This window comes from Gorillibacterium sp. sgz306347, from assembly GCF_059735245.1.
Genome location: NZ_JCAPET010000034.1, coordinates 13,416 through 26,770, shown reverse-complemented (window position 1 = coordinate 26,770; position 13,355 = coordinate 13,416). Strand labels below are relative to the sequence as shown.

The following is a 13,355-nucleotide window of genomic DNA, read 5'->3' as shown; positions in this document are numbered from 1 at the left end:
AGCACAGGAACCGGGAGGAAAGGAATGACTTACCGCATAGCCGCCAAACGCTCCAGCGACTTGCGGATCTCGCGGTCGTAGACGCCGCCGTGATAACACACAATTCTCTCAATGTCGTATTCGAGCAAACGGGCAACGGAATGCCGCGCCGCCTCCAGGTCCTCCGCATACTGCGGATTGGCGAGTCCGAGAACACCGTTTTCCACCGCCAGGGCGTCGCCCGCGATCAGCGTCTTGTAGGCCTTGATGTACAAAGAAATGTGTCCGGCCGTATGGCCCGGCGTCGGGACGACGACGGTTCCGCCGCACCAGGGAAGCTCGTCTCCCGCCTGCAGCGTTTCTTCTACTATGGCCGGCTGAATGGAGGCGAACATGGCCTGCATTTGCCGGGCTCCTTCTTTTTGGTCGTAGGGCAGCGTGTCGTACGATTCCTCCGCCTGCCGCAGCCGGAGCGGCTTCCGTTCCCCCTGTATGTACGGCGCTTCTTCCCGGGAGGCGCACGCCCGCAGCTGCGGATAAGCCGCCTTCAGTTCCGCCAGCGTTCCCATGTGGTCGTGGTCGTGATGCGTCAGGAGAACGCGGGTCAAATCGCCGAGACCGAGACCGTAAACGCCGGCGGCGTCGGCCAGAAGCGGAAGAAAGCCGGGGTACCCGCAGTCCACCAGGACGGCGTCCCGGCTATCCTGTAGAATAACGGGATGGATGGCGGAGCTTTGCCCTCCATATTCAAACGATACATTTAATACATGCAGTCGATTCATCTTTGTATTCGTACCCTTTCTTTTGCGGCGCGTTAAACGGCTTCGGCCACTTCGCGGGCCTGGGCGTCCAGCTGGCGGGCCGACGAAGCGATCCCCTCAAACTCTTCCATGGCCGTTTGGATTTGCCGCTGGCTTTCTTCGACGCTTTGCTGAACGCGGGCGGTGCCTTTGGCGATCGCCGCAATCTCTTTGGTGATGGCCTCTACGCTGTCCCGCACCTCAATGATGGAATCCTCCGACCGCGCGGCCAGCTTGCGCACTTCTTTGGCGACAATATCGAAGCCTCGTCCGTACTCTCCTGCGTGCGCCGCCTCGATCGCGGCGTTCAGTGCCAGGAGGCTGGTTTGGGAGGCGATGTCCCGAATGGTCTGCACAACCCCCTGAATCGCTTTGGCCTGGCCCTCGAGCCCGGCGAGCGTCCGCGTATTTTCCAGGGAGACCTGGGCGATCTTCTCCACACTCTCCAGCAGCGCCCGGTTGCGGTTCATGCCCTCGGCGGAACGCTGATTGAGGTGATCTGCCATCTGCTGCAGCTCGTCCACTACAGCCGTGATGTTTCCCTGCCGCGCGGTGATGTCGGTGGCGACTTTGAACACGCCGATCACGGTGTTTCCCGTTTCGTCGTAAACCGGCATATAGGTCGCTTCCAGCCAGACCGTATTCCCATTGGCGCCTTTTCGTTCAATTTTATCCTGGAAGCTTATGCCCGACAACAGATTGTTCCAAAACGCTTCATACGCCGGGCTGTCCGCGAACTCCGGAAAACACAGCTCCCTGTGGCGCATGCCGACCATTTTTTCCTTCGTGTAGCCGACCGTCGCGGCAAAGTTATCGTTGACGTAGGCGATCCTCCGGTCCAGGCCAAAACGGACCATGGCCAGATTTTGATCCAGCGCGCGAACCACCAGGTCGTCCGTCACCGCTGGCATTGCAGGGGTAAAATTCTCTCTCATCTCGGTTTCCTCCAAAAAAACAATGTCCTATCCCGCCGAAGCGGTTCAAGCGTCGTGCTTCTCCTGAACCGGAAAAGCGGAGGAGAGGTCGGCCGGCCGTCGGCGAATTGACATACTCTATTATAGGTATACCATATTTTTGCTTGTCTCCATATGTATTTTACAAAATTTAATTTTGCAATAGATGATTTATTGGGCGGCCGTATCAATAGCAACAAAAAAACGCGTTATTCTCCGAAAAGCCGGAAAGCCGCAGAGGTTGCGCAACTAGCAGCAAAAATCATCCTTATCCGCTCTTGTCGGACCCCCCACCCTCTCCGAACCCCATCCGCTTCCGGAACGACTACACCCGGATCAGCCGGGGATGGCCGGTCAGGGCGGCCACGGTTGGCGCGCCGATGCCGAACATCGCCGCGCGCAGCTCCAGCTCCACTCGGGCGAGCCGGGCGTCGAGCGCTTCCTCGGACTCCACGGCCGGCCCCAGCAGGCGGCGGCCGAAGCCGGCCAGATCGGCGCCAAGGGCGAGCGCCTTCGCGGCGTCGACGCCATCCCGCAAGCCGCCGCTGGCGATCAGCGGCGCGTCCGGAAGCGCCCGCCGCACGTCGGCCACGCATTCGGCCGTCGGGTTTCCCCAGTCCGCAAACGCTTCGGCCGCCTGCCGGAGAACCGGATCTCCGGCCCGGAACTTCTCGACCTGGCTCCAGGAGGTACCGCCCGCTCCGGCCACATCAAGAAACGCCGCGCCCGCACCGCGCAGGCGCACGGCGGTTTCCGCGTCGATGCCCCAGCCCACTTCCTTGATGCCGACCGGAACGTCCAGCGTCCGGCAAACCTTTTCGATCTCCTTTAATAGCCCCCCGAACGCCGTGTTGCCGCCGGGCTGAAAAATTTCCTGAAGGCTGTTCAAATGAAGCACCAGCCAGTCCGCGCCCGCAATCTCCACCGCGCGGCGGCATTCGTCCGCGCCGTAGCCGTACCGCAGCTGCACCGCGCCCAGATTGGCGATCACCGGAACGCTCGGCGCGCGGTCGCGCACCCGGAACGTTTCCGCCAGCTCGCCGCGCTCGATCGCCGCCCGCTCCGAGCCGACCGCGAGCGCCCAGCCGCGGCGTTCCGCCGCTGCCGCCAGGCGGGCGTTGATCCGCCCGGTCGACGCGCTGCCGCCGGTCATCGAGCTGATCAGCAGCGGCGTGCGCAGCGGACGGCCCAGAAACGACGACGCCAGCCGGACGTCGTCAAAGTCCACCTCCGGCAGCGCATTATGCCGGAACCGGTAGCGCTCGAAGCCGGCCGTAATCCCCTGGGCATTTACATCCTCCTCCAGGCAAAGCCGCACGTGCTCGATTTTTCGCTCCCCGGTCGGCGTCAAGGGAAGCAGGTTGTCCGCCTCCCGTTCGGAGCGCGTCCCGCCCCCGCCTTTTTCCGTTTCCTTTGTCATGCCCGTTTCCCTCCGCTCGTTTGTCCGGCGTTTCCGTCCGGATCGTTCCTCTCCAAGGTACACGATCCGGCCGCCGATTTCCATCCCGGGGCCTCCCCGGGCGCCCAGCCCTGCTCTCCGCGATCAAGCGGTTGCAAAGTTCATTGACAAAGGAAAGATCAAATACATAAAATACATTTAGAAAAATTTCGAATTGATTATTTTCGTAGGGAAAGGCGGGGCAGCGTGGGAATCAAAGAAACCTTTAAAGCCCTTTCCGACGGATACCGGCGCGAAGTCCTCGAAATGCTGCGGGACGGCCGTTTGACGGCCGGCGAGATTTCCGCCCGCTTCGATATGACGCAGGCTACGGTCTCGCACCACCTTTCCGTCTTGCGGGAGGCCGGTCTGGTTCGGACGGAACGCCGGGGCAAGTTCCTCTATTATGAATTAAACGCCAGTGTGATGGAGGACGTGATGAAGTGGATTTTATCCTTTCGGAGGGATGATCATGAAAAAGTTTAACACGCCTGCCGTATGGTTTTGCTTGCTGTCTGCGCTTGCGCCCGCGGTATTTTACGCGCTGCTGTATCCCCGGCTGCCCGGTCGGGTTCCGGTTCACCGCGATCTGGCCGGTGCGGTCGACCGCTACGCCGGTAAAGGCAGCGCCGAGGTTCTGCTGCTCGCCGGCTTCGGGTTTCTCGGGTTTGCGTTCATGCGGCTGCTTCGCACGTTTGTGCTCAGGACGGCGCACTCCGGCGGAAAGGGGAACGCAAACGCGGCTCTGCAAAGCCGCATTCTGGACGGTGCGGCCTGCTTCGTCACCCTTTTGTTTTCGGGCATGGCGCTTTATTTTCTGGCTTCCATGGCGGATCCGGACGCCTTTTCCCCGGCCATTCTCGTCCGTATGGGGACGGCCGCAGCAGGCTTGCTGTTTGCCTGGATGGGGAACCTGCTGCCGAAGCTGAAGCGCAATCCCTGCGTCGGCTTCCGCACCCGGGCGGCCTTGTCCGATCCGAACGTCTGGTTTCGGGTGCAGCGCTTCGCCGGCCGTACCTGGGTGGCGGGCGGCGCCGTTTTGCTGCCGGCTTCCTTTGTGCCCGGCGCTTTTTCCGGCTGGATTTTTGCCGCCGTGCTCCTTTTGCTCGTTTGCATGCCCGCTTTGTACGGGAGACGGCTGGCAAAACACGCGGCTTGAACCTGCCGGTCCGGCGGCTTGTCTTTTCGGGCCTATCTGCCCATCGCGTTTCTGTCCCGGGACCCGGATAAATCGACAGCGCAAGAAGGGTTCTATCGAAGGGTGTCGAATAAGGTTGGAGCAGCGAATTTAACGCAGGAGTGGCAGCTCAATGATCTTTAACCTGATGTATTACGCAGTTCTGCCTTTGTATATCGGCTTCGTGATTGTTTCCTGTCTTGTCCTGGGACAGACGCCCTACAATATCCCGCTCGTCTCGGCGGGTCTTTTGCTGGTGGCCAGTCTTTACGCGGACCGTCTTTTTCCCGAGCGCAAGCGGACGCTTGCCCTCCTTCAAGTGGCGCTCCTGGTCGGCTTTCATTTTTTCAGCCAGTTGAACTGGTGCTTTTCGCTGTACATTATCCTGCTTTCCAAAGTGCTTTATCATATCCGCAGCCTGGCCTGCTCGGTGCTCGTCGGCTTCGCGATGATCTTCTGCTACACCGGGGTGCGGCTGACCTACACCGACATTACGCCGTATATGCTGCTGGCGGTCATTTCCGACCTGCTCACTTCGCTGGCCGTGGTGCTGATCATTCAATACATCATCTCGGCGGAAAAAGAGAAAAACCGGCTCAAGGAAGAGCTGCGCCGGGGCGAGCTGGACTACCAAACCGAAAAGCTCCGCGTGGTCGGCGAGCTTGCGGCCGGGCTTGCGCATGAAATCCGCAATCCGCTCACGACGGTCAAAGGCTTTTTGCAGCTGTCCAAACGGCAAAATTACAACATCGAGCCCTACTTCGACGTTATGGTCGAGGAAGTGGACCGCATGAACGATCTGACGGTGGAGTTTCTGGATTTCTCCAAGCCGCGCGAAGCCTGCTTCAAAATCTTTCCGCTGCACGACACCCTGCTGAAGCTGATTTCCCTGACGGAGTCGGAAGCGAACATTTTGGGCCACCGGATTGTCTACAAGCCGACCGATCTGGACCTGTTCGTGCGGATGGACGTGGATAAAATGGTGCAGGTGTTCATCAACCTGACCAAAAACGCGCTGGAAGCAATGGAGGAAAGCGGCGAGCTGACGATCCGGCTGCTCCGCAAGAACGGGCAGGCCGTCGTCATTTTCAGCGATACGGGGCCGGGCATTCCCCCGGGCGAGTTGAAAAAGATTTTTGATCCCTTTTTTACGACCAAGCAAAGCGGCACGGGCCTGGGCCTTTCCATTTCCCAAAAAATCGTACAGGACCACGGCGGCACCCTTGATGTGGTCAGCGCTCCGGGCGGCACCTCCTTCACGATCCGACTTCCGCTTGCTTCCGCTTCCGCCGAGCCGTCCGAAGCTCCGGCGGCCCCGCCGGAAACGCAAGGGTAAGGAGGGCTTCCGATGAAGCTGAACCGTCAGCTTGGCATTGTCATTCAACTTCTCCGGCATGGCACAACAACCGCCCGGCAGCTGGCCGAGCGGTTTGAAGTGTCGACCCGGACCATCCGGCGCGACATTGACGATTTGGCGGAAGCCGGCGTTCCGGTTTACGCCTCCCAGGGAGCGGGCGGCGGAATCGGCCTGATGGACGGCTACACGCTGCCGAAAGCGCTGCTCGACGAGACGGACCGCAGCCTGCTGCTTGCGGCCATGAACGATCTGTCGCGCAGCCAGGATACCGGAGCGGACCGCACGCTGGAAAAGCTGGGGGCGCTATTCGGCCGCGCCGAGCCGCAGGAGGACTGGCTGCGTGTCGATCTTTCCTCCTGGGCGATGGAAGGCAAAGACAGCCGCTTTTCCGCGCTCCGGGACGCCATCCGGGCGAAGCGGCTGGTCCGCTTCGCCTATTCGGCAACCTCCGCGCAGGAAGGGGCGCTCCGCACGGTCGAACCGATGACTCTGCTGTACCGGGGCAGCGCCTGGTATTTGTGGGGCTGGTGCCGGCTGCGGGAGGCGTACCGCCTGTTCCGGCTGAGCCGGATCGGTCCGATCGAAACGCTGGCCGATTCCTTCGTCCGGCGGCCCGACCGGCTGGAGGCGGTGGAAGCGGGGCTGCCGAAGGAGCGGGAAACCGTGCTTCACCTGCGGTTCGACCCGTCCGCGACGCGCCGCGTCGCCGACTTCTTCGGGCCGGGCTCCGTCCACGCCCTTCCGGACGGCCGGCTCGAAACCTCCGTCCGCTGGCCGATGGACGATTGGGTGACCGGCACCCTGCTTTCCTTCGGTCCGGAGCTGGAGGTCGTTTCGCCGGACTGGATCAAACAGGTGCTCCGGGAAAAAGCGCTGGCCATCGCGGACCGCTACGGCGAACAAGAAAAAAACAGCACGAAGGACCAAGGAGGGTACCGCAATGGGCGGCTATGAGCTTGCAGGGGAACGCATTTCATTGCGTTTTCTGGAGGAACCGGACGCAGAAGCCTTGCGGGAGCTGCGCGTGCGCAACCGGGCGTTTTTTCAGGCCTATTCCATGCTGCGGCCGGACTCGTACTACGAACCCGAAGCGGCTCTGGAATCGGTTCGTGTGGCCAAGGCGCGCGCGGCGGCGGACGAAATGTACTCGTTCGGCATTTTTTTGAAGGAATCGGGGGCCCTGATCGGCACTATCGGGCTGAACATGATCAACCGCGGCTGCGTCCAGAACGCCAACATGGGGTACAACATCGATCAGGCCCATAACGGCAAAGGCTACGCCACGGAAGCGGTCCGCCTGCTGCTGGATTTTGCTTTCGGCCAGCTGCGGCTGCACCGGGTGGAGGCGGGCGCGATGCCCCGCAACCCCGGATCGCAGCGGGTGCTGGAGAAAGCCGGCATGAAACGCGAAGGCATCGCCGAGAAAAACGTCAAAATCAACGGCACATGGGAAGACCATGTGATGTTCGCCGCGCTGAACCCCGCCGACGTCTAGCGCGGCGGAGCTGAGGCGGGCCGGAGCGCTCGGAGGTGCTCGGGCGCAGGGCCGGGGCTCGGAGGCGCTCGGGCGCAGGGCACGGGCACACAGGCGCTCATGCGGCGGGGTCGTGGCTCGCACAGGGCTGGAGCACGGCTCGCGCGGCGGGGCCGGGGCTCGCAGGCGCTCGGGCGGCGGGGCCGGGCACACAGGCGCTCATGCGGCGGGGCCGGGCACGGAGGCGCTCGGGCGTAGGGCCGGAGCACACAGGCGCTCGGGCGCAGGGCTGGGGCACGGAGGCGCTCGGGCGCAGGGCACGGGCACACAGGCGCTCATGCGGCGGGGCCGGGGCTCGCAGGCGCTCATGCGGCGGGGCCGGGGCTCGCAGGCGCTCGGGCGGCGGGGCCGAAGCCAGGCACAGGGCTGGAGCACGGCTTGCGCGCGCGGCCATATACGAGGCCAGGGACTCAATCACGGGCTTGCACGGCAAAGACCTAGGTAACCGTCAGCTAACCCATCCGCCGAAGTAACAATCCACTGGTCCAAAGCAGCAGTATCACACTTAAAGAGTCCGTCGGGCTTCCCCCTATACAAATAAAAAACGGAGCAGCAAGGAAGTTACCCTTGCCGTTCCGTTTTTTGTCTGGCTTTTGTTGGCCGGTTGTTGGTACGCAAACCCATCCCACCCGAAACGCCGGCTCCAAACGCCGGACATTAAGAAGCAAGCGGTAAGTGTCGAGTTTCGCAACTTGTGCCCGGAACGCCAATCTCCACGTCCTCAATATAACGCGACATCAATCGTTCAAAGCTGTGTATGCACCCTGCATGCCAACCGCCAATCCTCACAAAATACCGCACACCGACCTTCAAATGACAAAGCCACTAAACGCAAATTCCAGGAGCAAAAAGGCCGGTTTTCCTCCTTGTTCCGAAAGCTACTTCCGGCGTGGCGCGCATCACTTCCACTATTCTCCATTTCGCTCGCAGGCTTGTTGATCTCCGTTTCTACCAGTATATAAACAGCACTACCCCTCTTTCTGCTGCACACTGCGGTCCGCACGAGACAACGTTCGGGTCTCACCCTAGACCAATCGGATGGCTAGTTTGCCGTTTCGGAAGAGATGCACAGGATTAAGTGCAAAAGCGCACTTAATCTCCTGCTCTCCGCCTCATTTCGGGAGAATAATTGCGAGAATGCACTTATTAAGACCCCGATTAGCAAAAAAGGTAAGAAAACGAATTTTTAAGTGCGCGTGCGCACTTATTTGGGTCTAAGCCTGCTTTTTGGCTCCAAATAGGTGCACGTATGCACTTAACTCTCAATTCGCAAGGCTGCAAAAACAGAATGGCCAAAAAGCAGCCCCTTGATTGCGTTTGGGACGCGGTGCCGGTGACAGGGGGCATACACTCGCGCGCCGCAGGGGCGGTACGCCATGACACGGACAAAGACATTATCGGCACTGAGCGAACGCACAGGAACGCTCACCCGCATCTCCATTTTTCAGCGGGTTAGCATTTCGGTCCGCCTAGAGGACAGAGGGCGAAGCAGTAGCCAAACGGCGGCCTATGTCAGGTCGCCAGCTGCGAAGCGGCGGCCGTGAGGCGGCGCATGCCAGGTCGCCAGCGGCAAAGCGGCGGTCGAGAGACAGTGCACGCCAGGGCGCGGTCGAGAGGCGGCGCACGCCAGGGCGCCAGCAGCGAAGCGGCGGTCGAGAGGCGGCGCACGTCAGGGCGCCAGCGGCAAGCAGCGGCCATACGGCGGTGCACGCCAGGGCGCCAGCGGCAAAGCGGCGGTCGAGAGGCGGCGCATGTTAGCTCGCCAGCGGCAAGCAGCGGCCATACGGCGGTGCACGCCAGGTCGCCAGCAGCGAAGCGGCGGTCGAGAGGCGGCGCATGTTAGCCCGCCAGCGGCAAGCGGCGGCCATACGGCGGTGCACGCCAGGGCGCCAGCAGCGAAACCACAACCGAAGGCCCGTGCCGCCTCAGGACGCCGGCGGAGAGGCGGTGGCCGCCCCTTCCGCCGGTGCCCCGGAGCTTTCCGCTCCGGAAGGCTGGGCCGTCCCTCCCGCGCCGGAAGGCGCCTCCGTGGCGGCGCCGCCCGCGTTCGGGGACGCCGCCGCGCCCGAAGCGTCCGGCGTCGCCAGCCCGCTCCCGGATGCTCCCGGCGATACGGCCGGTGCGGAAACGCCCGGCGAGGCGGTGGTGCCCGTGGCCGGTTCGGTTTCGTCGCCCGGCAGGCTCAGCACGACGGCCGCGGCGATCCCGGCCAGGACGAGTACGCCCGCGCCGGCCGCCAAGACGCGGCTCCCGCCAAACAGGCGGACGATCGGGTTCATCTGCCTGTGCCGGATTTGGCGGATCAGCTCAGCCAGATCCGCAGTGGCGGGCGGAGAGGTCAGCTTCTGCACGAGCCGCCGTGTTTTCAGCGCCTTGCGGTCCGCTTCGGCAAAATACTTGCGCAGCGCATTGCGGTAGGCCGTATGGATTTTCCGGCCGCCTGCGTCCTTGAAGGCAGGGTTCGCAGCCGACCACAAAATAAAGTCGTACACCAGGTCGGTCCCTTCCGTTTCCCGCCGGATGTAGTCCAGCATTTCGTAGTACGCCACCGGACGGATGGCGCCTCCGGTATGGACGCCCCAATCGGTAAAGGCAAAGATAACCGACTCATAGGCATCCGGGCCGATCCGGCCCGTCAAAAAGCGGCGCACAAGCCGCTGCACCTCTTCCATCTCGCTTTTGCTCAGGTCGTCGAAATCAAACGCCGGACGGCCGGACGAAAGCGGCGGCCGGGCTTTCGCCGCAGCGCCGGTGCGCGGCGCGGCCCCCGTTCCCGGCCGCTCGGATTCGCCCCTCTGATGCGGCGGTTCGGGCCGCAGCGTACGGTCCAGCTCGCGGCCGGTCAGCCGGCCGCTATCGTCGGCGCCGCTCTCCGGAAGCCCCTCGGAATCGTCCGTTTCGCGCAGCTGGTCAAACGGACGGGCACCCGATTTCCGGGCCGAGTGCATGGCCCGCTCCAGCTCCGCAGCCGGCAAAATCGTTTCCGGCCCGGCCGGCTTCAGGCTGAGCGCGGCATGCACCGCCCGGAACAGCTTCAGCTTGCGCGCCTGCTCGGCCGTCAGCCCGCTGTCGGCGACGGCCCATTCCTCCGTTACCAGGTAAGACGCTTCCTTCAGCTCCGACCACAGCCCGTCCGAAAGCAGAAGAATATCCAGCACGGCGCGGGCCGTTTCCGTTTCCAGCTCCGAGCAAAACGCGGCCAATCCTCTGCGCCCGGCCGAGGCAGATCCGATTTGCACGAAAAAGCGGAACAAATGCCCGCCCGCCGAAACCTGATCGCCGGAATGATACAGCACTTTTTTCAGCTTGTCCCGGAACTGGCCGGTAAAATACGGCAGCCCCAGCGAATCGGGCGAATGCCCGACCCAGAACAAGATTTCTTCCTGGTATTCCTTCGCCGTTTTGACACGGGCAAGCCGGTTCGCCAGCAGGGCCTCTCCCAGCTCCGCATAGCGGAGGTCGCGTCCGATCCGCTCGTACACGAGCTTTTGCAGCTCGGGGTACTTCTTCAGCGCCACTCCCGCCTCGGTCAGGTAGGCGGTTCCGCCGTCCGGCCGGGACGCGGCCCGGTCCAGGCAGGCGGTGAGCGCAGCCAGAAGCTCCGGCCGGACTCCGTCGGGCGCAAGCCCGTAGTATTCCATCAGGCCGGCCAAAAGCCTTACGCCCGGCACCCGCTCCTGCGCTGCGCCAGCGGCGGATTCGGAAGCGCCGGGAACCGGCAGCTGCCCCGTCTCCTCCCGGAACAAGTCCAGCAGCAGCTCGTTCAAGCGCGGTTTTTTGTCGGCTCCGCCGACGCGGAGGCAGCGGAGCGCGCCTTCAATCGCCCCTTCGCGGTCCGCCTCAAAGCGCTCGCGGCTCCCGGTGCCGGCCGAGTAAATCGCAGCCAGCGGGTTATAGAGCGAAAGATCCGTGTACGCTTCCGCCGGCAGGCCGTCCAGCGCTTCCTCGGCAAACCCGAAAAAGTCGTCCAGCCGGGCGGGATCGCGGCGCTCGTCCCACGCAAAATCCAGGAAGGCGGCGCGGGCCGGAAGGTCCCGGTCGGAAAACCGGCCGTTCGGAAAATCAAACTGGTAGTCCTTGCCCATCGCTCCGGCGCGCAGGCTGCCTTTTTCCACGAACATGAGGTCGATGCCCTTGCGTCCCTGCGGCTCGTTGTGGTACGTGGTAAAACCAAAGCGGCGCCTCACGCCGTAAGGAAGCGCCCGGTACAGACTATCCAGAAGGGCGGCCGCGGAAATGGCGCTGCCGGACACGTCCGTGTCGAGGGCGACGTACACCTTTTTCTTGGAGGAGACCGCAGAAAAAATCGCATTCAGCATAGCTTTGTAGCGCTGACCATCTACGCCAAGCGCCGCCAGCACATTCTCCTGGGCGGCGGCATCGAAGCGGCCTTCGGCCTGCAAATCGTCCAGTTCGGCCAGCGTCTTGCCTTCGCTTTCGTCGTAGAGCGCGCGAAAGCCCGCCGCATGCAGCAGAACATCCGGCCTGCGGAGGTATTCCTCCCGCCGGCCGGCCGGAACGACATATTGGTGCGTGAACATGACATCGCGCTGCCCCGAAAAGTCCGGACCGGCAAACACGCTGCGGCCGATGACCAGCTCGCCGCTTTCCGCCGGAACGACGGTCAGCGAGGCCGGATACCGCGCGGGGTCCCGCTCGCCGCTGCGCACCAGCTCCTGCGGCGGGATGTAGAGGCAGTACGGGTGAAGCGTTTTTTTGATAAACGCATGGTCCAGCCCCGGCGATTTGGCAACCGTGTCAAACCCTTCGCCGCCCTGAAAAAGCCCCTCCCGCCCCCGGGTGTAATAATGCTGCTGAATTTTGCCCAAGGGTTCCATCAGCCTTCTCTCCCCTCGATGTAGTCCAGCTTATGGAGCAGCCAGACAAAAGGCTCGTCCACCCGGGTCGGGCTCACCACGCCCTCCACCCGCTTGTCCACAGGGTTGCTGCCCAGCGCGGAAACGGCGAAGTAGGCGGTGTTGTTGAAGTAGACATCGACGGCGTCCTTGAACGGCCGGTCCACCTTTTCGATAAAACGGCGAATTTCCCCGTTGATGTTCTCAAACTCCGTCAGGTTCAGGTAACCGGAATGAACGACGTTTCGGAACACGTTGCTGTTTGTATCGATGTAGTCGCCTTCTTCCTCCTTCAGGTGCTTCAGCATATCGCTTTTGGTCAGGATGATGGCGGTCGGGATGTCGGTTTTTCCTTTTTCCTGGTGGCCGATAAAATTTTCGAACATCGTGATGATCACGTCGCGCGGCTCGGCGTGGCGGGGCGCCAAATCCCCGCTGTGATCGCCGAGGCTCAGGAGCAGCCGGTCGCGGATCGTTTTCATCTGCAGCGGATCGACCATGAACAGGATGCCCGACGAGTTTTTGATGTGGGCGGCGTAGATGTCCATGTAATTGCGGTCCGTCATGCCCTCCCCGGCAACGTCGAAGAAAACGAGCGTAAGCGGGGCCAGGCTTTCATCTTTGAACACAAAGTTGAAAATAAACGGCTCCATCTTCTCGATTTTCTGCGTTGCGCCAAGCATCAGGCCCTGCTCGAAGATCGGCTCCTCGTAGTAGGTGCGGAACCGGCGGCTGATTTCGGCGTTCATCGGGATGCAGGCCGCGTTGAAGTTTGAAGCGGTGACATGCTGCAGCGTATGGATCAGCGAGGTCATGTACACCGACTTGCCGACCGAGGTCGCTCCGACAATGGAGATAATGTTGCTCGGGACTTTTCCCGCCGACAGCGGGAGCTCGTTGTGGCAGTTCGGGCAGAGCCTGCGCCGGGTGTTCACCCCGTGCTTGTCCGTTACGGCGACGAGCACGTTTTCGGAATAGGTTTTGTTCTCCTCCGGAATGGACGACGGATACACGACGGCTTCCACGTCCCCTACGGAGTCGAGGTTGAACTTCGCCCGGTAGCGGTCCAGCTCCTCGTCTTCTTGCAAGGCGTACTCCGGATCGTTTTCTTTGTGATGCGCCGCCCGGAACACCACCCGGTCGGGTTCGAATTTCAGAAAGCAGTAGGGACAAACGATATCGTAAAAAGGCGGCCTGACCTTGACCGGAGTTTTCTGGAACAAGCCTTTTAACGCTTTCAGCATGCGGCAATCCTCCCTCT

The 13,355-nt window shown here is 62.2% G+C and carries 10 protein-coding genes; 5 read left to right on the top strand and 5 right to left on the bottom strand.

Translation table 11 applies throughout. From position 1 onward, the window contains the following. Nucleotides 1-29: 29 nt before the first annotated feature. The 3 genes from AC6I6H_RS16830 to fni form a co-directional block, all read right to left on the bottom strand. Complete coding sequence (locus tag AC6I6H_RS16830) at nucleotides 30-761, bottom strand: MBL fold metallo-hydrolase (protein ID WP_497955139.1); 732 nt, start codon at nucleotides 759-761, stop codon at nucleotides 30-32. A 32-nt stretch (nucleotides 762-793) separates the two neighbouring features. Beyond that, nucleotides 794-1,714 carry a methyl-accepting chemotaxis protein gene (locus AC6I6H_RS16825; RefSeq protein WP_497955138.1) on the bottom strand — a complete coding sequence of 307 codons (921 nt, stop codon included), beginning with the start codon at nucleotides 1,712-1,714 and terminating at the stop codon, nucleotides 794-796. A 343-nt stretch (nucleotides 1,715-2,057) separates the two neighbouring features. Further along, nucleotides 2,058-3,152 carry a type 2 isopentenyl-diphosphate Delta-isomerase gene (gene fni / locus AC6I6H_RS16820; RefSeq protein WP_497955157.1) on the bottom strand — a complete coding sequence of 365 codons (1,095 nt, stop codon included), beginning with the start codon at nucleotides 3,150-3,152 and terminating at the stop codon, nucleotides 2,058-2,060. A gap of 225 nt (nucleotides 3,153-3,377) precedes the next feature. On the opposite strand from fni, the gene AC6I6H_RS16815 reads away from it, so the two are divergent. The 5 genes from AC6I6H_RS16815 to AC6I6H_RS16795 all read left to right on the top strand — a co-directional run bounded on the left by AC6I6H_RS16815 (nucleotide 3,378) and on the right by AC6I6H_RS16795 (nucleotide 7,199). Further along, the gene (locus AC6I6H_RS16815) at nucleotides 3,378-3,656 is read left to right on the top strand and encodes an autorepressor SdpR family transcription factor (RefSeq protein ID WP_497955137.1); all 279 of its coding nucleotides are present in this window, start codon (nucleotides 3,378-3,380) and stop codon (nucleotides 3,654-3,656) included. After that, complete coding sequence (locus AC6I6H_RS16810) at nucleotides 3,643-4,329, top strand: SdpI family protein (protein ID WP_497955136.1); 687 nt, start codon at nucleotides 3,643-3,645, stop codon at nucleotides 4,327-4,329. Before AC6I6H_RS16815 ends, AC6I6H_RS16810 begins: the two co-directional genes overlap by 14 nt. 151 nt (nucleotides 4,330-4,480) lie before the next feature. After that, the gene (locus AC6I6H_RS16805; protein WP_497955135.1) at nucleotides 4,481-5,683 is read left to right on the top strand and encodes a two-component system sensor histidine kinase NtrB; all 1,203 of its coding nucleotides are present in this window, start codon (nucleotides 4,481-4,483) and stop codon (nucleotides 5,681-5,683) included. 12 nt (nucleotides 5,684-5,695) lie between these two features. Continuing rightward, complete coding sequence (locus AC6I6H_RS16800) at nucleotides 5,696-6,658, top strand: helix-turn-helix transcriptional regulator (RefSeq protein WP_497955133.1); 963 nt, start codon at nucleotides 5,696-5,698, stop codon at nucleotides 6,656-6,658. After that, entirely contained in the window at nucleotides 6,645-7,199 is a 555-nt protein-coding gene (locus AC6I6H_RS16795; protein WP_497955132.1) for a GNAT family N-acetyltransferase, read from the top strand. Before AC6I6H_RS16800 ends, AC6I6H_RS16795 begins: the two co-directional genes overlap by 14 nt. Nucleotides 7,200-9,163: 1,964 nt before the next feature. Here the strand turns inward: AC6I6H_RS16795 and AC6I6H_RS16790 are convergent. Both AC6I6H_RS16790 and AC6I6H_RS16785 read right to left on the bottom strand, forming a co-directional pair. After that, nucleotides 9,164-12,076 (bottom strand): GAP1-N2 domain-containing protein, encoded by a 2,913-nt coding sequence (locus tag AC6I6H_RS16790; protein ID WP_497955131.1) that lies wholly within the window; start codon nucleotides 12,074-12,076, stop codon nucleotides 9,164-9,166. Next, nucleotides 12,076-13,338 (bottom strand): TRAFAC clade GTPase domain-containing protein, encoded by a 1,263-nt coding sequence (locus tag AC6I6H_RS16785; RefSeq protein ID WP_497955130.1) that lies wholly within the window; start codon nucleotides 13,336-13,338, stop codon nucleotides 12,076-12,078. Before AC6I6H_RS16785 ends, AC6I6H_RS16790 begins: the two co-directional genes overlap by 1 nt. Between the last annotated feature and the right edge of the window lie 17 nt (nucleotides 13,339-13,355).